The sequence below is a fragment of the Burkholderia crassaminum genome (genome assembly GCF_964265005.1).
In the GTDB taxonomy this organism is placed as follows: domain Bacteria; phylum Pseudomonadota; class Gammaproteobacteria; order Burkholderiales; family Burkholderiaceae; genus Burkholderia.
In genome coordinates, this window is record NZ_OZ183799.1 from 2,865,553 (window position 1) to 2,884,129 (window position 18,577).

The window sequence follows — 18,577 nt, forward strand, 5'->3', positions numbered from 1 at the left end:
ACGTGAGCGCCGCCGACGAGGCCAGCGCCGCCCGGCAGGACGACGCGATCGCCGCGCCCGCGGGCGCCGATTCGACGCCCGACACGGTCGACGGTGTCGCGGCGTTCGCTCGCCTGTACGGCGAGCCGCTCTTCAAGCTGCCGCAGGATCTCTACATCCCGCCCGATGCGCTCGAGATCTTCCTCGAGACCTTCGAAGGCCCGCTCGACCTGCTGCTCTACCTGATCCGCAAGCAGAACTTCAACGTGCTCGACATCCCGATGGCGCAGGTCACCGCGCAATATCTGGGCTACGTCGACCAGATCCGCACGTCGAACCTCGAGCTCGCAGCCGAGTACCTGCTGATGGCCGCGATGCTGATCGAGATCAAGTCGCGGATGCTGCTGCCGGTCAAGAAGGCCGACACCGGCGAGGAAGCCGAGGATCCGCGCGCCGAACTCGTGCGCCGCCTGCTCGAATATGAGCAGATGAAGCTCGCTGCACAACGTATCGACCGGTTGCCGCAGCTCGGCCGCGACTTCCTGCGCGCCGACGTCTACATCGAGCAGAGCGTCACGCCGCGCTTCCCCGACGTGAATTCGGACGACCTGCGCGCCGCATGGGCCGACGTGCTCAAGCGCGCGAAGCTCGTCCAGCACCACAAGATCTCCCGCGAGGAACTGTCGGTGCGCGAACACATGAGCCTGATCCTGCGCCGGCTGCAGAACGCGCGCTTCATGGAGTTCGCCGAGCTGTTCGACACGTCGCGCGGCGTGCCGGTCGTCGTCGTGAATTTCATCGCGATGCTCGAACTCGCGCGCGAATCGCTCCTCGAGATCACGCAGGCCGAACCGTTCGCGCCGATCTACGTGCGCCTCGCGTACCTGCCCGCGTAACGCCCGCGCCCGCCCTTCCCGTTCTCCCGATTCATCCCGGCACACTTGCCGCCTCACCGCAGCCCGACGCGGCCGCGTGGGCCGGTGCCGGCACGCCCGATTTAAAAGTGAACGATCGTTCTTTTTTCGATGCGTTTGGCGGCCAAATCCTCTACAATCCGCCGACGCCCGATGCGCCGCCCGCGCGCCGGCGTTCTCCGCTTCGACCCCGACGCCGCCGCTGCGGCGCCAACGCGCGCATGCGCGAGGAACCCGCTACCCGATCATGAAAGTCATCAGCTCGATCCATGAACTGCGCGACCAGTTGCGCGGACAGAACCGCACGGCGTTCGTGCCGACGATGGGCAACCTGCACGAAGGGCACCTGTCGCTGATGCGCCTCGCGCGCCAGCACGGCGACCCGGTCGTGGCGAGCATCTTCGTCAACCGGCTGCAATTCGGCCCGAACGAGGATTTCGACAAGTATCCGCGCACGCTCCAGGACGATATCGAGAAGCTGCAGAAGGAAAACGTCTACGTGCTGTTCGCGCCGACCGAGCGCGACATGTACCCGGAACCGCAGGAATACCGCGTGCTGCCGCCGGATGACCTCGGCGGGATTCTCGAGGGTGAATTCCGGCCCGGCTTCTTCGCCGGCGTGTGCACGGTCGTCACGAAGCTGATGTCCTGCGTGCAGCCGCGCGTCGCGGTGTTCGGCAAGAAGGATTACCAGCAGTTGATGATCGTGCGCCGGATGTGCCAGCAGCTCGCGCTGCCGGTCGAGATCATCGCGGCCGAAACCGTGCGCGACGAGGACGGCCTCGCGCTGTCGTCGCGCAACCGCTACCTGACGGCCGACGAGCGCAAGGAAGCGCCCGAGCTCGCGAAAACGCTGCAGCGCGTGCGCGACAGCGTGCTCGGCGGCGAACGCGACCTCGGCAAGCTCGAGCAGCACGCGCGCACGCACCTGGCCGAGCGCGGCTGGGCACCCGACTACATTGCGATCCGCCGCCGCGCGAACCTGATCGCACCGAGCGCCGCCGAACTCGAAGCCGGCGAGCCGCTCGTCGTGCTCGCGGCCGCGAAGCTCGGCGCGACGCGCCTCATCGATAACCTGGAAATCTGACGGGCCGCCCCGCCCGCGCCTCTCACGACGCATCACGGAGACACCATGCAGCGCCACATGCTCAAATCGAAGATCCACCGCGCGGCCGTCACGCACTGCGAGCTGCACTACGAAGGCTCGTGCGCGATCGACGAAGACCTGCTCGAAGCGGCGGGCCTCATCGAAAACGAACGGATCGACATCTGGAACATCAACAACGGCGAGCGTTTCTCGACGTACGCGATCAAGGGTGAGCGCGGCAGCGGGATGATCTCGCTGAACGGCTCGGCCGCGCGTCGCGCGCAGCTCGGCGACCTCGTGATCATCGCGGCATTCGCGATGGTCGACGAAGCCGAGCTGCAGGCCGGCTGGAAGCCGAAGCTCGTGTTCATCGACGACGGCAACAAGATCAAGGGCCATCGCGACCACGTGCCGACGCAGAACTGGACCTGACCAGCCGCCCGCGTGCCATGGCGCGCGGGAGCGGCTGCGCCGCCTGCGGTCGAAGGGCCGGATTCCGTGTACCGCGGGATCCGGCCCTTTCTCATTTCATCGCGTACCGGCCCGGCGGCCGCGCGATCAGGACGCCTTGGCGGCCTTCTCCGTCTTCTCTGCCTTCGGCGCGCGGCGTTCGGCCCATTCGACGATCGGCCGCCACTGTTCGAGATCCTTCTCGACCCGGCTCTTCGCGACGTCCCACAGCGTGAGGCCGTGCGCGGCGATCTGCACGTAGTTCTGCGTGTCGCGCACGTAGCCGAGCACCGGCAGGCCGAGCCCTTCGACGAACCGGTGAAGCTGATCCGACGAACGCGTGCGCGCATCGACCCGCATCCCGACGATCCCGACCTCGACGCTGCCCTTGCGCACCGCCTTCTCGCCGGCGAGGCGCTCCAGAAACTGCTGCGTGGCCAGAATGTCGAACAGCGACGGCTGCAGCGGCACGATCACCTTGTCGGCCAATTGCAGCGCAACGTTGAGCCGGTTGCCGTGCAGGCCGGCCGGCGTATCGATCACCGCATATTCGAGGCCGCGCGGCGGCTTCGTCGGCGCGTCCGGGTCGAGTTCCCATGCCTCGATCGCCGGCAATCCGGCCGGCCGCAGGTCGAGCCACGCATGCGCGGATTGCTGCCGGTCCAGGTCGGCAAGCGCGACCCACGCGCCCTGCGCCGCGAAATAGCCGGCAAGATTGGTGGACAGCGTGCTCTTCCCCACGCCGCCCTTCGGATTCGCCACCACGATCACCGTCATGAATTCCCCCGAAAAAGCCGCGCGGCGCCCGCCGCATGGCAGGCGCCGCTCGAATGCGGATACAGGGAGCGATGATATCGGCAAACGGGGTGTCACCGGAACGGGTTGCGCCGCACCGCGGACGCCGAGCTACCCGTTACGCACGCTGAACCGCGGCCTCCCGTGCGCCGAGCGCGTACGCGCCGCCGCCCAGCAGCGCCTGCACGGCAAGCGTGACGGCCCAGAACGCCGGATATTCCCAGCCGCCGTTCGGTGACGTGAAGCTCCAGCCGTTCGGCAGATGCGCGGCGATTGCGCCGAGCATGAACGGCAGCAGCACGAGCGCGGCGACGCGCACACGGAAGCCCGCGAGCAGCGCCAGGCCGCCGGCCAGTTCGACGAACGTCGTCAGGTACGCGAGCCAGCCCGGCAGGCCGATCGACGCGAAGAACTGCGCGGTGCCGGGCAGCGTGAAGACAAACACCTTCTGCGCGACGTGCGCGAGGTGCAGCACGCCGAGCGCGACGCGCAGCAGTGTCGCGGCGAAATCGTTGAGGCGATTGGGGTTCATGGCAAATTCCTTCGTGAGTGGATGAGAATGGATCGCACTCTATTCGAATCGATTTGGCCGATAAACACGCCAATCCGCTTTAACTGATTCCCGAAAAGAACGAATCAGGCCATAAAAAAGGGCATGACCGACCATGCCCCGATGCGAACTTCAGTAACCGCTTTTGCCTTGTGACGAATCGGCGCCGGACGGGCTGCCGCCCGCGCCGTACGAATCGCACGCGTGCGCATAAGCCGACGCGCCCAGCAGCGCCGCCAGCAGCACGCTCCACCACCACCGAACCTTCATCGCCGCACTCCTCCGGACGAACCACCGCCCACCTGTGTTGTACGCGATCCGGCGAAAAATGCGAGGCCTGTTGCATCGGGCCCCGACTGGGGCGTCAGCGGAATTCCGCGTACAGCGCGTCGAGGTCGAGATGGTCGGCGAATGTGTCGGCGAGCCGCTCGAGCGATGCCTCGCGCAGCGCCGGATAGTCGATGCGCTCCGCGCCGTCGAGCCCGGCCCACGCGAGCAGCGCCGTGCATGCGTCGGGCGAGTCGAACAGCCCGTGCACGTAAGTCGCGAGGATCTGGCCGTCGGCGGACACCGCACCGTCCGGGCGCGTGCCGCCCTGCGCGGCGTCGGCTGCGAGCGCGAGCGCAGGCGCCGCGAGCGCGGGCCCATGCGTGTCGCCCATGTGGATCTCGTAGCCGCTCACGGCGGCCCCGCCCGCCAGCGCGAGCTGCCCGGTCACGTTCTTCAGCGTCTTGTCGCGCTGCAGCGTCGTGTCGAAATCGAGCAGCCCGAGCCCCGGCACGCTGCCGGGTGCGCCTTCGAGACCGAGCGGATCGTCGAGCGTGCGACCGAGCATCTGCATCCCGCCGCAGATACCGATCACCTTGCCGCCGTAACGCAGGTGGCGACGGATCAGCGTGTCCCAGCCCGCGTCGCGCAGCCATGCCAGATCGCGCTGCACGCTCTTCGAACCGGGCAGGATCAGCAGGTCGGCGTCCGGCACCGGGCCGCTCTTCCAGTACGTGAACTCGACCTGCGGATGCGCGCGCAGCGGATCGAAATCGGTGTGGTTGCTGATGCGCGGCAGCGCGGGCACGACGACGCGCAGCACGCCGGCGTCGCCGCGTGCGGCGGCGCTGCGCGCCTGTGCGGGCAGCATGTCCTCGGCATCGAGCGTCAGCCCGTGCAGGTACGGCAGCACGCCGAATACCGGCTTGCCCGTCTGCGCGCGCAGCCAGTCGAGCCCCGGTTCGAGCAGCTTGACATCGCCGCGGAAGCGGTTGATCACGAAGCCACGCACGCGCGCGCGCTCGCTGTCCGACAGGCACGCGAGCGTGCCGACCAGGTGCGCGAACACGCCGCCGCGGTCGATGTCGGCGACCAGTACGACCGGGCAGTCGACGCGTTCGGCAAAACCCATGTTCGCGATGTCGCCGGCGCGCAGGTTGATCTCGGCCGGGCTGCCCGCGCCCTCGACGATCACCGTGTCGTAGCCGGCGCGCAGGCGCGCGTAAGACTCGAGCACCGCTTCGAACGCGACCGGCTTGTAGTCGTGATACGCGCGCGCATCGAGGTTCATGCGCGCCTTGCCGTGAATGATCACCTGCGCGCCGCGGTCGCTCGTCGGCTTCAGCAGCACGGGGTTGAAATCCGTATGCGGCGCGACGCCCGCGGCCAGTGCCTGCAGCGCCTGCGCGCGGCCGATTTCGCCGCCGTCGGCCGTCACCGCGCTGTTGAGCGCCATGTTCTGCGGCTTGAACGGCGCAACGCGCGCGCCCGCACGGCGCGCGAGGCGGCACAATCCCGCGACCAGCGTGCTCTTGCCCGCGTCGGACGTCGTGCCCTGGATCATCAGCGTGCCGCGCGGCCGCGGCTCGGGTGCATTCATCGTGTAAAGGTCATTGCGAAGCAAAGGCCGCATTATCGCCCGCGCCGGTATGCCCGCGCCGTTACAATCACGCGATGATTCCGCACGACCTCACCTTCGTCCTCGGCGGCGCGCGCTCGGGCAAGAGCGCCTACGCCGAGCAGCTCGCCGCCGACAGCGGCCGCCCCGTCACCTACATCGCGACCGCGACCGCCGCCGATGCCGAATTCGCGCAGCGCATCGCGCACCATCGTGCGCGCCGGCCGGCCGCCTGGGGTTTCGCCGACGCCCCCGTCGACCTCGCCGGCACGCTCGCGCGGCTCGACGATCCGCACGCGTGCCTGCTCGTCGACTGCCTGACGCTGTGGCTCACGAACCTGCTGTGCCCGGCCGACGGCGAACCGCTCGACGATGCGCAGTACGCGGCGCAGGTCGACCGGCTCGAGCAGGCGTTGCGCGGCGCGCGCGCGAAGGTGATCGTCGTCAGCAACGAGATCGGGCTCGGCGTCGTGCCGCTCGGGTCGGTCACGCGCCGCTACGTCGACGAACTCGGGCGCCTGAACCAGCGTGTCGCCGCGCTCGCGACGCGCGTGACGCTGCTCGTCGCCGGGCTGCCGCTCGACCTCAAGACGGGAGCGCCGTCATGCTGATGCTGTCGCTGCCCGTTGTCGCGATGTTCGCGGTCGTGGCCGCGATCATCGACCGCGCGATCGGCGAACCGGCCGGCTGGCATCCGCTCGTCGCGTTCGGCCGCCTCGCTGCGCGCATCGAAGGCGCGCTGAACACGGGCCGGCGCGGCCGCGTGGTCGGCGTTGCCGCGTGGATCGCGGCGGTCGTGCCGCCGGTCGCCGTCGCGGCATGGCTCGCGGCCGTGCTGCCGTGGCCGTTCGCGGCCGCGCTGCACATCGCCCTGCTGTGGTTCGCACTCGGCGCGAAAAGCCTCACTGACCACGTCGCGCCGATCGCCGCGGCACTGCTGCGGAATGACCTCGGCGCCGCCCGCACGCTGACCGCGCGCATCGTGTCGCGCGACACGAGCGACGCGGACGAAGGCGCGCTGTCGCGTGCGGCCGTCGAATCCGCGCTCGAGAACGGTAACGACGCGATCTTCGGCGCGCTGTTCTGGTTCGTCGTCGCAGGCGGCCCCGGCGCGCTGCTGTTCCGGCTCGCGAACACGCTCGACGCGATGTGGGGCTACCGCACGCCGCGCTTCCTGACCTTCGGCTGGGCCGCCGCGCGCCTCGACGACGCGCTCAACTGGATTCCCGCGCGCCTCACGGCCGCGAGCTACGCGCTGCTCGGCGATACGGCCGCCGCATGGCGCTGCTGGCGCACGCAGGCGCGCCACTGGGACAGCCCGAACGCAGGCCCGGTGATGGCCGCCGGCGCCGGCAGCCTGAACGTGCAGCTCGGCGGCCCGGCCGTCTATCACGGCGAGATCGAGGATCGTCCCGCGCTCGGCACGGGCGCAACGGCGACCGCCATCCACATCGTCGCCGCGTTGTCGCTCGTCACGCGCACGCTTGCCCTGTGGCTCGCGCTGCTGGTCGCGAGCGGCGCACTCGTCATGGCCACCCATCATGTCTGACATCCACATCGCGCACGGCGGCAACCTGCATGAAGCCGCACGCCGCCACGGCATTCCGTACGACACATGGCTCGACCTGTCGACCGGCATCAATCCGGTCGGCTATCCGGTGCCCCCCGTCCCGGCCGACGCATGGCGCCGGCTGCCCGACGACGGCGACGGCCTCGCGGCCTGCGCCGCGCAGTACTACCACGCGCCCGATCCCGCACACGTGCTGCCGGTTGCCGGCAGCCAGGCAGCAATCCGCGCATTGCCCGCGTTGCTGCCGACCGGCGACGCCGGCGTCGCGGCGCTCGCGTACGGCGAATATGCGCCCGCTTTCGCGCGCCACGGCCATCGCGTCGTCGCGCTCGACATCGGCACGGATACGTTGCCTGCAACGTTGCGCCACGTCATCGTCGGGAATCCGAACAATCCCACCGCCGAATTCGTGCCGGCCGGGCGCCTGCTCGGCTGGCATGCGCAACTGGCGGCGCGCGGCGGCACGCTGATCGTCGACGAGGCGTTCGCCGATACGGGCGCGACGCAATCGCTCGCGCCGCAGGTCGATCGCCCGGGGCTCGTCGTGCTGCGCTCGGTCGGCAAGTTCTTCGGGCTCGCCGGCATCCGCGCAGGCTTCGTGCTCGCGTGCCCCGACCAGATCGCCGCGCTGCGCGACATGCTCGGCGCATGGACGGTCGGCGGTCCGGCACGCCACGCGGTCGCGGCGGCGTTCGCCGATCGCGCATGGCAGGCCGCCGCCCGCGAGCGGCTCGCGGCCGACGGCGAGCGGCTGGCAGCATTGCTGCGCGCGCACGGCTTCGCAGTCCGTGCGACGCCGCTCTTCAGCTGGACCGACGACCCGCGGGCAGCGGCACTGCATGCGGCACTCGCGGCACGCGGGATCTGGACGCGGCACTTCCCGGCACCGTCGAGCACACGCGTCGGCCTGCCGGGCAGCGAAGCCGAATGGCAGCGCCTCGGTGACGCACTCGCCCACTGCGTGCCGCTGCTGCAACGGGAATCCGCATGAATGCGCGCATGTTTCGCCGGCTGACACCGGTCGCGATGCTGGCCGCACTCGCTCACGCGCCGCTTGTCCATGCCGATGTCACGACGCGCGACGACGCCGGCAACACCGTCACGCTGCCTGCGCCCGCGCAGCGCGTGATCAGCCTCGCACCCCACGCGACCGAGCTGGTCTACGCGGCCGGCGGCGGCGCGAAGCTCGTCGGCACGGTCACGTACAGCGACTATCCGCCCGCCGCGCAAGCGATACCGCGCGTCGGCGACAACAAGGCGCTCGACCTCGAGCGGATCGCGGCGCTGAAGCCCGACCTGATCGTCGTCTGGCGGCACGGCAATGCCGAGCGGCAGACCGACGCGTTGCGCGCGCTGCATATCCCGCTGTTCTTCAGTGAACCGAAGCATCTCGACGACGTAGCGGCGTCGCTGCGCCGGCTCGGCACGCTGCTCGGCACGCAACCGGCTGCCGATACGGCCGCGGCCGCCTATACGCGCGACATCGCGGCACTGCGCGCACGTTATGCCGCGCGAGCGCCCGTCACGATGTTCTTCCAGGTCTGGGACCGGCCGCTGATGACGCTCAACGGCGCGCACCTGATCAACGACGTGATCGAGCTGTGCGGCGGCCGCAACGTGTTCGCATCGCTCAAGCCGCTCGTGCCGACCGTCACCGACGAAGCGGTGCTCGCGGCGAATCCGGAGGCGATCGTGACGACCGGCGTAGGCGCATCGCGCACGGACGAACCGCTGCCGAGCCTGGCGCGCTGGCGCACGTGGCCCGCGCTGACGGCCGTGGCGCGCAACAACCTGTTCGCGATCGACGGCGATCTGCTGACGCGGCCGTCGCCGCGGATCGCGCAGGGCGCGGCCGCGCTGTGCGAGGATCTCGATGCCGCGCGTGCACGGCGGCCGGTGCGCTGATTTCCGGAGACTTGCGCGCGCATTGCGCACCTGCGCCCGATGCGCCCGTGTTTGACACAGATCGAACGCGCGCTGCGTCGTTCGCATGCGGACGCCGGCGCGCCTATTCGTCCCAGTGCACCACTTCCCACGTTCGCGTGGCGGCATCGGCCCGCAGCCAGACGACACCCCCTGTCGGCACCGGCCGCGACAACAGTGTATCGAGCGGCACGCGCAGTACATGCGATGCAAACGCGCGGATCACACCCGCATGCGTGACGGCCCATTGCGGTCGGTCGAACTGCGCCACGGCATCGGCCTGCCGTGCGACCCGGGCAGCGAACCGCGCGACGCTTTCGCCGCCGTGCGCGCACGCATGCATCAGGTCGGCCGCCCACGCGTCGAGCGCGGCGCGATCGATATCGTCCCAGCGCTGCATTTCCCACGCGCCGAAATCCATTTCCTGCCAGCCGGCATCGCGTTGCAGCGGCACATCGAATGCCTGCGCGAGCCGTTCGGCAACCGACGCGCATCGCATCAGCGGGCTCGTCCAGATCTGTTCGGGCGGCGGCGCGCCGAGAGCCGACAGATGCGCGCGCACGGCATGCGCCCCCGCATCGGCCGGCGCGGCGAGCGGCACGTCGCTGCGTCCATAACAGACGCCCGGCTCGACGCCGACGGACGGATGACGGATCAGGACGACGTCCACCCGAGCACCACGAGATAGATCGCCAGTTCGCACAGTTGTTGCGTGAAGCCGAGGCAGTCGCCCGTATAACCGCCGATCCGCTTCACGAAATAGCGGGCTGCCCACGCGCGCACGAGCACGAGCGCAACGCATGCGGCGACCCCCATGCGCCAGTCGGGCCAGAACAGCCAGGGCAATCCGAACAGCGCGGCGACGCACGCCGCGCGTGCCCCCATCCGTTGCGCGACCGGTTTCGCCTTGCCTTCGGGCCGCACGTAGTCGAGCGTCATCAGCAAGCTCACGGCCGCCGCGCGGCTCGCCGCGTGCGCGGCGATCATCGTCCATGCGGCACGCAGCGGCAGCATGGACGCAAGCGCCTGCCATTTCACGCCGAGCGCGATCACGAGCGCGACCGCGCCGAACGTGCCGATCCGCGAGTCGTGCATGATGCGCAGCACGTCGTCGCGCGTATAGCCGCCGCCGAACGCATCGCAACTGTCGGCCAGGCCGTCCTCGTGAAAGGCACCCGTTGCGAGCAGCGTGGCGGCCATCGACAGCCCGACCGCGATCGACACGGGCAACGCGCGCAGCGCGACCAGATACACGAGCGCGCCCCACGCGCCGACGCATGCGCCGACGAGCGGGAAATAACGCGCGGCCTGGTCGAGATCGCCGGCCGCGTAGCCGATCGTGCGCGGCACGGGCACGCGCGTGAAGTAGCCGAGTGCGACGAAGAAGTAGCGCAGTTCGGCTCGCACGCCGCGCGCGCGATCAGGCGTCACGATTGTCGACACCCGCGGATTCGAAGCTCGCCATTTCCGTGAGGAACGCAGCAGCCGCACGCACGAGCGGCAGCGCAAGCGCCGCGCCGGTGCCTTCGCCGAGCCGCAGGTCGAGCGCGAGCAGCGGCTTCGCGCCGAAATGCTCGAGCATGCGCCGGTGCCCGGCCTCGTGCGACGTATGCGAGAACACGCAGTAGTCGCGCACGCCGGGCGCGATGCGCTCGGCGACGAGCAGCGCGGCCGTCGCGATGAAACCGTCGACGAGGATCGTCATCCGCTCGCTCGCGGCCGCGAGATACGCGCCCGTCATCATCGCGATCTCGAAGCCGCCGAACGTCGCGAGCACGTCGAGCGGTGCAATCGCGTGCGAGTGCTTGACGAGCGCACGGCCGAGCACCGCGCGCTTGTGCGCGAGGCCCTGGTCGTCGAGGCCCGTGCCGCGCCCGACGCAGGCGTCGATCGGCACGCTGAGCAGGCGGCTCATCAGGCACGCGGCCGACGACGTGTTCGCGATCCCCATCTCGCCGAAGCCGATCGTGTTCGTGCCGAGCGACCGATGCAGGCGCACGCGCGCCGCGCCGGCCGCGAGCGCCGTCATCGCCTCGTCGCGCGTCATCGCCGGCTCCGCCGCGAAGTTGCGCGTCCCGCGCGCGACCGGCAGCGACACCAGCCGGTCGGACAGCGGCAGCGGCGACGCGACGCCCGCATCGACGATCTCGAGCGTGCTCTGCGCGACGCCCGAGAACGCGTTGATTGCCGCGCCGCCGGCGAGGAAGTTCGCGACCATCTGCGCGGTCACCGCTTGCGGATAAGGACTCACGCCCTCGGCGGCAATCCCGTGATCGCCGGCAAACACGATCGTCACGGGACGCTGCACGACCGGCCGCTCGGTGTGCTGGATCAAGCCGATCTGCAGCGCGATCGCCTCGAGCTGGCCGAGGCTGCCGGGCGGCTTGGTCTTGTGGTCGATTACGTGCTGCAGGCGCTTGCGCAGCGCGTCGTCGAGCGGCGCGATCGCGGGCGGGAAGTGGGTCGGGGTCGTCATCAAGGAGCCGTGTCGTTGGCGCGGCGGTATGCGCCGCGCATCGGAAAAGGAAACGTCATTGTCGCTCGGGCCACGCCGGCAGCAGCGCATCGCGGCCGTTCTCGCGGATCAGCACGAGCGGATAACCGAACGCATCGCTGGCGCGCTCGGGCGTCAGCACGTCATGCACGGGGCCGGCCCACGCGTGGCCGCGGCCGTCGAGCAACAGCGCATGCGTCGCGAAACGCCGCGCGAGATTCAGATCATGGCACGAGAACAGCACCGTGCGCGGGCCCGCGTCGAGCCACGCGGCCAGCGCGGTCAGGCAATCGATCTGGTGATGCAGGTCGAGGTGCGCGAGCGGTTCGTCGAGCAGCATCAACGGCGCGTCCTGGCACAGCGTCGCGGCCAGCGCGACTCGCTGCCGCTCGCCGCCCGACAACGACAGCACGTCGCGCGACGCAAGCGCAGCCAGGTCGAAGGTCGCCAGCGCGTCGCGCGCGGCCGCGCGGTCGCCGTCTCGCTCCCAGCCCCAGCCGCCGAGATACGGAAAGCGGTTGAGCAGCACCGTGTCGAACACGGTCGCGCTGAATGCGTCGTGCAGTTGCTGCGGCATCAGCGCGCGGCGCTGCGCGAGCGGCGCCGGCTGCCACGCGGCGAGCGGCCGGCCATCGATCTCGACTCGTCCGCCGGCCGGCGTCTGCAACCCCGCGAGCGTCGCGAGCAGCGTCGTCTTGCCCGCACCGTTCGGCCCCGCGATGCACCAGATCTCGCCCGGGCGGAACGCCTGCGTGAAGCCGTCGAGCAGCGTGCGCGCGCCGGCCTTCAGCGTCAGGTCGACGGCCGCGTAGCGCATCTCGCCGCCGGTGGCGTGCAATGCGGCATGGGTCATCGCATCGGCCTCCTGAGCAACATCCACAGGAACACCGGCACGCCGATCAACGCAGTCATCACGCCGACCGGCAACTGCGCGGGCGCGATCGCGGTGCGTGCGAGCAGGTCAGCCGCCATCACGCCGCCGCCGCCCGCGAGCATCGCGGCCGGCAGCAGCATCCGCTGGTCGTTGCCGAAGGCAAGCCGCAGCGCATGGGGCACGACGAGGCCGACGAAGCCGATCGTGCCGGCCGTCGTCACCGCGGCCGCGGCGGCCAGCGACGCGACGAGATAGATCCGCACACGCAGGCGCGCAACGGGCACGCCGAGCGCAAGCGCCGTCGCATCGCCGCGCAGCAGCACGTTCAGTTGCGGCGCGGCCGGCAGTGCGATGCATGCGGCCAGCAGCAGCGCACCCCACGCGAACCATGGCGCGGTCACGCCGTTCAGGTCGCCGGTCAGCCAGAAGATGATCCCGCGCAGCCGTGCATCGGGCGCGAGCGACAGCAACAGCGTGACGAGCGCGCCCCACCCGGCCGCGATCACGACACCCGTGAGCAGCAGCCGCGGCGACGCGTCGCGCGACTCGCCGCGCCACAGCTCGCGGCGCGCGAGGCCGAGCACGAGCGCGACCGACACGAGCGAGCCCGCGAACGCCGACGCATCGACGAGCCACCACGCGCCGCCCGCGATCATCGCGACAAGCGCGAAACCGGCCGCACCGCCGGACACACCGAGCACGTACGGGTCGGCAAGCGGGTTGCGCAGCAACACCTGCAACAGTGCGCCGGCCAGCGCGAGCAGCGCGCCGCACGCGAAGCCCGCGAGTGCGCGCGGCAAACGCAGCGTGCGAACGATATCGGAAAACAATGTGTCGCCGCCATGCGGCACGAGCGACGCGAGCGCCTGCCACGGCGACATCGGCACGCTGCCGATCGACAGCGACGCGACGAACAGCAACGCGACCACGGCGGCCAGCGCGGCCCAGATCGCCGCGGCGCGCGCGGCGCTCATGCGGCCCTCCGCGCGACGGACGACGCTGCGCGCATCGGCGCGCTACTGCTGCCGGCCGGGTGCGACATCGGCACAGTGCGACGTGTTGCAGGCATCCCCAAGCTCGTGATCCTTGTCGGTCAGGTGGTCGACGTGCGCGGCGGCCTTCGGCGCTCGCCTCGTTCGCAAACGTCACCAAGATGGCAGAAATCGGCGCCGACGACGATTGGGGTCGGCATCGAAGATCCATCCCGTGAAGCATTGCGCACCCTGCTTCCCCGCAGGCCGCGCGTCACGAAGCCCGTGCGGGCTTCCCGCCTCGGCCGGTATCCGGGCTGGCGGCGGTCCGGCTCGCCTTCCCGCGCGAAAACGCGCAGTGGCCCGCGCCCGCCTGCGGTAACCGCATGCGAAACGCGCCCGAGCCGGCCTGCGTCATGCGACGCGGCCGCTTACCGTTGCGGGGGCAGCGCAGGTTGGCGGCTTCCTGGCGGAGCCCACGCCCTGCTTCCCGTTTAACCGCGCGTTCCACGCGCGAGCACCGAGGCGGCGCCAGTTTAGGAGCCGCTCGCACGAGCGTCAAGGAAGCGTCCGGGCACGCACGGGACGCGCTGATTCGCGGCAAGAAGCAGGGGTGTTACGACTGGAAACGTTACAGATGTCGGTTTGCGCGTTATTCCGCGCTAAAATGCTGGGTCTTTAGAGGACGCAGCAAATGCTCAACGAACTCGAAACCTTATCTCAAAATATTGGCCGTCTGATTTCGCTGAACAAGCGCTATCACTCGGAACGGCTCGCGCTCGAGGAGCAAGTCGCGCAATTGCGCGCGGACGCGGACACAGTCCGCGCGGAACTCGCGCAACTGCGCGACGAACGCAATGCGCTCGCAGCCGAGCGCGACACACTGTCGGCAAAGATCGACGACGCCCAGGTGAAGCTGAACGCGATTCTCGAAAAGCTGCCGCGCTCGAAAAGTGCGGAGCAAGCCGACAACCAGCTCGACCTGCTGGATGGGCAGGCGCGTACGGATGGCGATGACGCGGCCAGCCACGGAGAACATGCATGAGCACCAAGCAGATCGAAGTCTCGATTCTCGGTCAGCCCTATCGGCTCGCCTGTTCGGCCGAGACCGAAGCGGCGCTGCTCGAAGCGGTCGCGCGTGTCGACGCCGAAATGTCGAAAATCCGCTCGAACAGCTCGGTACGCGGCACCGATCGCATCGCCGTGATGGCGGCGCTGTCGCTCGCTTCCGAATTGCTGCGGCTGCAAACGAGCGTGCGGCACGGTGAAGCATTTCCGGCGGAGGAAATCCGTCGTACAATGCACCAGATGAACGAACAGCTCGGCGCGGTGCTCGCACAGCACGAGACGCAGTAACGTTTTAATCGATACGTCGATTCCCCTTGATCTCGGCGATCAACGGTGGTCAAATTGGCGCATCGATTCACAGTTCAGTCAGCTTCCCTGCCTGGTTCGCCAAGGTCATATATTCCTTGAACCAATGCCATGTGCACGGTTGCGGAAATTTGTAGCACGGGCGCGCGCGTCACTCTGTCTGATGTACCCGAAGTGCTGCTAACTGCGACCAATTCTGAACCTCAGGTTCAGGATGCCGGCCTAGCGGCCAAGGCGGGGGCCTATCCAACGGCATCGGGCGAAGCCCGATGCCGTTTTCTTTTGTAGCAGCCTCTTTCTGCGTCGATCACGATCCATGCAATACTGGCTGATGAAGTCCGAACCGGACGAAGCAAGCATCGACGATCTCGCCAACGCACCGCAGCGCTCGCTGCCGTGGACGGGCGTGCGCAATTATCAGGCGCGCAATTTCATGCGCGACACGATGAAGATCGGCGACGGCGTGCTGTTCTATCACTCGAGCTGCCCCGAGCCGGGCATCGCGGGCCTCGCCGAAGTGTCGTCGACGCCCTACCCCGATCCCACGCAGTTCGATCCGAAAAGCCCCTATTACGATTCGAAGTCGAGCCAGGAAGCGCCGCGCTGGCTGCTCGTCGACGTGCGCTACGTGAAAAAATCACCGCTCGTGCCGCTTGCCGCGCTGCGCGAACACGACGAACTCGCCGACATGCGCGTGCTCGCACGTGGCAACCGGCTGTCGATCACGCCCGTCACGCGCGCCGAATGGAAGTTCATCACCGAAAAGCTGATGAAGTAGGCGCACGCCAAAGGTCAAATCTGGTCAGTACGTGCCGCCGCCACGGAACTCGCGGCACTTTCGCGCGGCCTAAGCAACCGCTGTCGGCTCGATCGAGCCGGCTGTCGTTTTTTCGTCGCGCGGTACGCCCGCGTCGTGCACGCGCGATCCGCGTGCACGCCCTCGCACAAGGAGTCCAACAATGACCAAGAAATCCGCACTCGCGCTGTCGCTCGCCCTTGCCGCCGCCGTTCCCGTCGCGCTGACGCTCGCGTCGCCCGCCGCGCACGCGCAAACCGCGAACCCGCACTTTCCGGAGCCGGCAGGCGTGCTGTCGCTGTCGTCACAGGCCAGCGCCGACGTGCCGCAGGACATCATCCACATCACGCTGTTCTACGAGCAGCAGGCCAAGGATCCGGGCAGCCTCACCGCGCAATTGAACCAGCGCGCCGACGCAGCGCTGTCGCAGGCGAAGGGCGTATCGGGCGTCACGGCACACACGGGCGCATTCTCCGTCTATCCGAGCACCGATCGCGACGGCAAGATCTCCGCATGGCGCGGCCGCACCGAGGTCGCGCTCGAATCGCGCGATTTCGCCGCGGCGTCGAAGCTGGCCGGCCAGTTGTCGAACCTGATGCAGGTCGCGAACGTCGAGTTCTCGCTGTCGCCCGAAGCGCAGCGCGCAGCCGAGCAGAAGCTGACGACCGAGGCAATCAAGTCGTTCCGCGCCCGTGCGGACGAAGCCGCGAAGGCATTCGGTTACAACAGCTACACGATCCGCGACGTGAACGTCGGCGGCGGCCGCAACGTGCAGCCGTACCCGCGCATGATGGCGATGGCCGCGGCGCCGATGGACAGCGCAAAGATGAGCGCACCGATCGCGGTCGAAGGCGGCAAGGCCACCGTGTCGGTCACCGTCAACGGCTCCGTGCAGATGAAGTAACGCGCGGCGCGCGGCAGTCCGAAATGAAAAACGCCGGCCCTCGGGCCGGCGTTTTTCATTTCCCTGCGTGTGCCGATGCACGCGCCGATCGCACGTGCATCGGCATCGCATCACGCAGCGGCATTCGCCGCGCGACGGCGATACGCCCAGACCATCAACGCGATACCCGCGAGGATCATCGGCAGCGACAGCCATTGCCCCATCGACAGGCCGAGCGCGAGCAGGCCGAGGAAGTCGTCGGGTTCGCGTGCGAACTCGACCGTGAAGCGTGCGAGGCCATACCCGATCAGGAACAGCGCGGACACGGCGCCCATCGGCCGCGACTTGCGCGAGAAGAAGAACAGCGCGAAGAACAGCACGATGCCTTCGAGCGCGATTTCATAGAGCTGCGAAGGATGGCGCGGCAGCATCTGGTATTGCATGAACACGTCGGCGAGATGCCACTTCTCGACGAGCTCCGGATGCTTCGGCAACCATGCCGCATCGTCGCGCATCGCACCCGGGAACAGCATTGCCCACGGTGCGGACGGATCGGTCACGCGGCCCCACAGTTCGCCGTTGATGAAGTTGCCGAGCCGCCCGGCCGCGAGCCCCGTCGGCACCATCGGCGCGACGAAATCGGTGACTTGCAGCCAGTGGCGCTTGCGCTGCCACGCGAACAGCACCATCGCGAGCGTCACGCCGAGGAAGCCGCCGTGAAACGACATGCCGCCTTCCCACACCTTGAACACGTCGAGCGGATGCGAGAGGTAGAAATCGGCCTTGTAGAACAGCACATAGCCGAGCCGGCCGCCGAGCACGGTGCCGAGCACGCCGTAGAACATCATGTCGTCGATGTCCTTCGCGGTCCAGCCTTGCGCCGCGACGTGCGGCAGCTTCAGGCGGATCCGGCCGACGACGATCGCCGCGATGAAGCCGACGAGATACATGAGGCCGTACCAGCGCACGGCCAGCGGCCCGAGATGGATCGCAACGGGGTCGAAATTCGGGTGAATGATCATGGGTTAGCGAAGAAGTTTTCGAATGCGGTACGGCCGTCGCAAACGCGCAGCACCGCGCGTTGGACGGCACCGGCGCAGCATCGTTCACGTCACGTGGCGAGACCCTGCGCGCGCACGACGTCGATGAAGCCGGCCAGCACGGGGCTCACGTCACCGGTACGCCACACGAGGCCCGTCTCGACGACCGGCGCGTGACCGGCGAGCGGCCGGTAGACCACGCCGGTGCGCCGCAGGTTACGCAGCGATTGCGGCACCAGTGCGACGCCCATGCCGGCCGACACGAGGCTGACGATCGTCTGCATCTGGATCGCCTCCTGGCCGATGCGCGGGGTTTCCCCCGCCGCGCCGTAGCAGCCCGTAATGATGTCATAAAAGCCGGGCGCCAAACGACGCGGAAAGATCACGAGCGGCAACGCGGCGACCTCCGCGAGATGGACGGGCTCGTCTTCAGGCGCGTCGCTCGCAGCCGCCGGCATCGCCACCACCAGCGGCTCGCGCACGACGGGCAGGTACGACAGCCCGGCCGCGTGGCGCGGCGGCACGGGCGGAATGACGAGCCCCGCGTCGATGCGGCCGGCGACGAGTTCGTCGATCTGCACGTCGCTCGTCGCCTCCGCGAGTTGCAGGCGCACCTGCGGGTAGCGCGCGCCGAACGCACGCAGCAGCGAAGGCAACAGCCCGTAATCGGCGGTCGACACGAACGCGAGCGACAGCGAGCCGGCCTCGCCGCGCGCGAGCCGTCGCGCAAGCGGCGGCAACGCATCGGCCGACGCAAGCAGCCGGCGCACATCGGGCAACAGCGCAGCCCCGACCGCCGTCAGCGCCACCGAGCGCTTGGTGCGCACGAACAACGCGACGCCGAGCGCGTCCTCGAGCGCGCGGATCGCCTGTGACAGCGGCGGTTGCGTCATCGACAGGCGTTCGGCCGCGCGGCCGAAATGGCGCTCGTCGGCGACGGTCGCGAAATAGCGCCACTGGCGCAGGTCGGGAGTCGGATCGGCCATGCCTCT

At 69.0% G+C, this 18,577-nt stretch carries 22 protein-coding genes, 1 other RNA gene and 1 riboswitch; of the genes, 12 read left to right on the forward strand and 11 right to left on the reverse strand.

Annotated features, from left to right (window positions below; translation table 11 throughout):
- Positions 1 to 2 precede the first annotated feature (2 nt).
- The 3 genes from ACPTTF_RS13220 (at position 3) to panD (ending at position 2,412) form a co-directional block, all read left to right on the forward strand.
- Positions 3 to 875: a segregation/condensation protein A gene (locus ACPTTF_RS13220; protein WP_166961127.1), complete on the forward strand. Its 873-nt coding sequence runs from the start codon at positions 3 to 5 to the stop codon at positions 873 to 875.
- A 265-nt stretch (positions 876 to 1,140) separates the two neighbouring features.
- Positions 1,141 to 1,980, forward strand: a complete 840-nt coding sequence (panC, locus tag ACPTTF_RS13225) for a pantoate--beta-alanine ligase (protein WP_166961130.1) — start codon at positions 1,141 to 1,143, stop codon at positions 1,978 to 1,980.
- Between the two features lie 45 nt (positions 1,981 to 2,025).
- Complete coding sequence (panD, locus tag ACPTTF_RS13230; protein ID WP_011545962.1) at positions 2,026 to 2,412, forward strand: aspartate 1-decarboxylase; 387 nt, start codon at positions 2,026 to 2,028, stop codon at positions 2,410 to 2,412.
- Between the two features lie 126 nt (positions 2,413 to 2,538).
- Here the strand turns inward: panD and ACPTTF_RS13235 are convergent, their stop codons facing one another.
- The 4 genes from ACPTTF_RS13235 to ACPTTF_RS13250 form a co-directional block, all read right to left on the reverse strand.
- Positions 2,539 to 3,207, reverse strand: a complete 669-nt coding sequence (locus ACPTTF_RS13235) for a ParA family protein (protein WP_166961133.1) — start codon at positions 3,205 to 3,207, stop codon at positions 2,539 to 2,541.
- Between the two features lie 136 nt (positions 3,208 to 3,343).
- Complete coding sequence (locus ACPTTF_RS13240) at positions 3,344 to 3,757, reverse strand: DoxX family protein (protein ID WP_423371411.1); 414 nt, start codon at positions 3,755 to 3,757, stop codon at positions 3,344 to 3,346.
- A 150-nt stretch (positions 3,758 to 3,907) separates the two neighbouring features.
- Positions 3,908 to 4,045 carry a hypothetical protein gene (locus tag ACPTTF_RS13245; protein WP_166961138.1) on the reverse strand — a complete coding sequence of 46 codons (138 nt, stop codon included), beginning with the start codon at positions 4,043 to 4,045 and terminating at the stop codon, positions 3,908 to 3,910.
- 94 nt (positions 4,046 to 4,139) lie between these two features.
- Positions 4,140 to 5,642, reverse strand: coding sequence for a cobyric acid synthase (locus ACPTTF_RS13250; RefSeq protein WP_423371412.1), 1,503 nt, complete (start codon positions 5,640 to 5,642; stop codon positions 4,140 to 4,142).
- 74 nt (positions 5,643 to 5,716) lie between these two features.
- Between ACPTTF_RS13250 and cobU the strand changes: the two genes are divergently transcribed.
- Genes cobU through ACPTTF_RS13270 form a run of 4 tightly spaced genes read left to right on the forward strand, consistent with a single transcriptional unit; the run spans position 5,717 to position 9,135 of the window.
- Positions 5,717 to 6,271, forward strand: a complete 555-nt coding sequence (gene cobU, locus ACPTTF_RS13255) for a bifunctional adenosylcobinamide kinase/adenosylcobinamide-phosphate guanylyltransferase (RefSeq protein WP_423371413.1) — start codon at positions 5,717 to 5,719, stop codon at positions 6,269 to 6,271.
- Positions 6,265 to 7,209, forward strand: coding sequence for an adenosylcobinamide-phosphate synthase CbiB (gene cbiB / locus ACPTTF_RS13260; protein WP_423371414.1), 945 nt, complete (start codon positions 6,265 to 6,267; stop codon positions 7,207 to 7,209). Before cobU ends, cbiB begins: the two co-directional genes overlap by 7 nt.
- On the forward strand, positions 7,202 to 8,221 hold the full coding sequence (gene cobD, locus ACPTTF_RS13265; RefSeq protein WP_423371415.1) for a threonine-phosphate decarboxylase CobD: 1,020 nt from the start codon (positions 7,202 to 7,204) through the stop codon (positions 8,219 to 8,221). Before cbiB ends, cobD begins: the two co-directional genes overlap by 8 nt.
- Positions 8,218 to 9,135, forward strand: coding sequence for a cobalamin-binding protein (locus ACPTTF_RS13270; protein ID WP_423371416.1), 918 nt, complete (start codon positions 8,218 to 8,220; stop codon positions 9,133 to 9,135). The genes cobD and ACPTTF_RS13270 overlap by 4 nt, the downstream gene beginning before the upstream one ends.
- Before the next feature lie 103 nt (positions 9,136 to 9,238).
- On the opposite strand, the gene cobC is transcribed toward ACPTTF_RS13270, so the two are convergent.
- From cobC to ACPTTF_RS13295, 5 genes are read right to left on the reverse strand one after another with little or no spacing between them, the layout of a single operon-like run.
- Positions 9,239 to 9,823 carry an alpha-ribazole phosphatase gene (gene cobC / locus ACPTTF_RS13275; RefSeq protein ID WP_423371417.1) on the reverse strand — a complete coding sequence of 195 codons (585 nt, stop codon included), beginning with the start codon at positions 9,821 to 9,823 and terminating at the stop codon, positions 9,239 to 9,241.
- On the reverse strand, positions 9,808 to 10,584 hold the full coding sequence (locus tag ACPTTF_RS13280) for an adenosylcobinamide-GDP ribazoletransferase (protein ID WP_166961372.1): 777 nt from the start codon (positions 10,582 to 10,584) through the stop codon (positions 9,808 to 9,810). Before ACPTTF_RS13280 ends, cobC begins: the two co-directional genes overlap by 16 nt.
- Positions 10,574 to 11,629, reverse strand: a complete 1,056-nt coding sequence (gene cobT / locus ACPTTF_RS13285) for a nicotinate-nucleotide--dimethylbenzimidazole phosphoribosyltransferase (RefSeq protein WP_423371418.1) — start codon at positions 11,627 to 11,629, stop codon at positions 10,574 to 10,576. Before cobT ends, ACPTTF_RS13280 begins: the two co-directional genes overlap by 11 nt.
- Before the next feature lie 55 nt (positions 11,630 to 11,684).
- Positions 11,685 to 12,500 carry an ABC transporter ATP-binding protein gene (locus tag ACPTTF_RS13290; protein WP_166961162.1) on the reverse strand — a complete coding sequence of 272 codons (816 nt, stop codon included), beginning with the start codon at positions 12,498 to 12,500 and terminating at the stop codon, positions 11,685 to 11,687.
- Positions 12,497 to 13,495 (reverse strand): FecCD family ABC transporter permease, encoded by a 999-nt coding sequence (locus tag ACPTTF_RS13295; protein WP_423371419.1) that lies wholly within the window; start codon positions 13,493 to 13,495, stop codon positions 12,497 to 12,499. Before ACPTTF_RS13295 ends, ACPTTF_RS13290 begins: the two co-directional genes overlap by 4 nt.
- Positions 13,496 to 13,778: 283 nt before the next feature.
- Positions 13,779 to 14,032, reverse strand: a riboswitch (cobalamin riboswitch).
- Positions 14,033 to 14,186: 154 nt separating this feature from the next.
- Here ACPTTF_RS13295 and ACPTTF_RS13300 point away from each other — a divergent pair.
- The 5 genes from ACPTTF_RS13300 to ACPTTF_RS13320 all read left to right on the forward strand — a co-directional run bounded on the left by ACPTTF_RS13300 (position 14,187) and on the right by ACPTTF_RS13320 (position 16,566).
- Positions 14,187 to 14,537 carry an ATPase gene (locus ACPTTF_RS13300; RefSeq protein ID WP_166961172.1) on the forward strand — a complete coding sequence of 117 codons (351 nt, stop codon included), beginning with the start codon at positions 14,187 to 14,189 and terminating at the stop codon, positions 14,535 to 14,537.
- Entirely contained in the window at positions 14,534 to 14,848 is a 315-nt protein-coding gene (locus tag ACPTTF_RS13305) for a cell division protein ZapA (RefSeq protein WP_006478091.1), read from the forward strand. Before ACPTTF_RS13300 ends, ACPTTF_RS13305 begins: the two co-directional genes overlap by 4 nt.
- An 81-nt stretch (positions 14,849 to 14,929) precedes the next feature.
- Positions 14,930 to 15,111: non-coding RNA, 6S RNA (ssrS, locus tag ACPTTF_RS13310), on the forward strand.
- A 71-nt stretch (positions 15,112 to 15,182) separates the two neighbouring features.
- Positions 15,183 to 15,644 (forward strand): EVE domain-containing protein, encoded by a 462-nt coding sequence (locus ACPTTF_RS13315; RefSeq protein WP_423371420.1) that lies wholly within the window; start codon positions 15,183 to 15,185, stop codon positions 15,642 to 15,644.
- 181 nt (positions 15,645 to 15,825) lie between these two features.
- A complete protein-coding gene (locus tag ACPTTF_RS13320; protein WP_166961197.1) occupies positions 15,826 to 16,566 on the forward strand; it encodes an SIMPL domain-containing protein in 741 nt (246 codons plus the stop codon).
- A 110-nt stretch (positions 16,567 to 16,676) separates the two neighbouring features.
- On the opposite strand, the gene lgt is transcribed toward ACPTTF_RS13320, so the two are convergent.
- Complete coding sequence (lgt, locus tag ACPTTF_RS13325) at positions 16,677 to 17,567, reverse strand: prolipoprotein diacylglyceryl transferase (protein ID WP_166961199.1); 891 nt, start codon at positions 17,565 to 17,567, stop codon at positions 16,677 to 16,679.
- An 89-nt stretch (positions 17,568 to 17,656) separates the two neighbouring features.
- Positions 17,657 to 18,571: a LysR substrate-binding domain-containing protein gene (locus tag ACPTTF_RS13330; protein WP_423371421.1), complete on the reverse strand. Its 915-nt coding sequence runs from the start codon at positions 18,569 to 18,571 to the stop codon at positions 17,657 to 17,659.
- Positions 18,572 to 18,577 lie beyond the last annotated feature (6 nt).

What these genes read in the sequence shown, in the direction of transcription:
- ACPTTF_RS13240 (WP_423371411.1), bottom strand. Translation starts at nt 3,757, where the DNA reads ATGAACCCCAATCGCCTCAACGATTTCGCCGCGACACTGCTGCGCGTC.
- cobU (WP_423371413.1), top strand. Translation starts at nt 5,717, where the DNA reads ATGATTCCGCACGACCTCACCTTCGTCCTCGGCGGCGCGCGCTCGGGC.
- ACPTTF_RS13250 (WP_423371412.1), bottom strand. Translation starts at nt 5,642, where the DNA reads ATGAATGCACCCGAGCCGCGGCCGCGCGGCACGCTGATGATCCAGGGC.
- lgt (WP_166961199.1), bottom strand. Translation starts at nt 17,567, where the DNA reads ATGATCATTCACCCGAATTTCGACCCCGTTGCGATCCATCTCGGGCCG.
- ACPTTF_RS13300 (WP_166961172.1), top strand. Translation starts at nt 14,187, where the DNA reads ATGCTCAACGAACTCGAAACCTTATCTCAAAATATTGGCCGTCTGATT.
- cobT (WP_423371418.1), bottom strand. Translation starts at nt 11,629, where the DNA reads ATGACGACCCCGACCCACTTCCCGCCCGCGATCGCGCCGCTCGACGAC.
- panD (WP_011545962.1), top strand. Translation starts at nt 2,026, where the DNA reads ATGCAGCGCCACATGCTCAAATCGAAGATCCACCGCGCGGCCGTCACG.
- ACPTTF_RS13320 (WP_166961197.1), top strand. Translation starts at nt 15,826, where the DNA reads ATGACCAAGAAATCCGCACTCGCGCTGTCGCTCGCCCTTGCCGCCGCC.
- cbiB (WP_423371414.1), top strand. Translation starts at nt 6,265, where the DNA reads ATGCTGATGCTGTCGCTGCCCGTTGTCGCGATGTTCGCGGTCGTGGCC.
- ACPTTF_RS13290 (WP_166961162.1), bottom strand. Translation starts at nt 12,500, where the DNA reads ATGACCCATGCCGCATTGCACGCCACCGGCGGCGAGATGCGCTACGCG.
- ACPTTF_RS13295 (WP_423371419.1), bottom strand. Translation starts at nt 13,495, where the DNA reads ATGAGCGCCGCGCGCGCCGCGGCGATCTGGGCCGCGCTGGCCGCCGTG.
- ACPTTF_RS13305 (WP_006478091.1), top strand. Translation starts at nt 14,534, where the DNA reads ATGAGCACCAAGCAGATCGAAGTCTCGATTCTCGGTCAGCCCTATCGG.
- panC (WP_166961130.1), top strand. Translation starts at nt 1,141, where the DNA reads ATGAAAGTCATCAGCTCGATCCATGAACTGCGCGACCAGTTGCGCGGA.
- cobD (WP_423371415.1), top strand. Translation starts at nt 7,202, where the DNA reads ATGTCTGACATCCACATCGCGCACGGCGGCAACCTGCATGAAGCCGCA.
- ACPTTF_RS13235 (WP_166961133.1), bottom strand. Translation starts at nt 3,207, where the DNA reads ATGACGGTGATCGTGGTGGCGAATCCGAAGGGCGGCGTGGGGAAGAGC.
- ACPTTF_RS13270 (WP_423371416.1), top strand. Translation starts at nt 8,218, where the DNA reads ATGAATGCGCGCATGTTTCGCCGGCTGACACCGGTCGCGATGCTGGCC.
- ACPTTF_RS13330 (WP_423371421.1), bottom strand. Translation starts at nt 18,571, where the DNA reads ATGGCCGATCCGACTCCCGACCTGCGCCAGTGGCGCTATTTCGCGACC.
- ACPTTF_RS13245 (WP_166961138.1), bottom strand. Translation starts at nt 4,045, where the DNA reads ATGAAGGTTCGGTGGTGGTGGAGCGTGCTGCTGGCGGCGCTGCTGGGC.
- ACPTTF_RS13315 (WP_423371420.1), top strand. Translation starts at nt 15,183, where the DNA reads ATGCAATACTGGCTGATGAAGTCCGAACCGGACGAAGCAAGCATCGAC.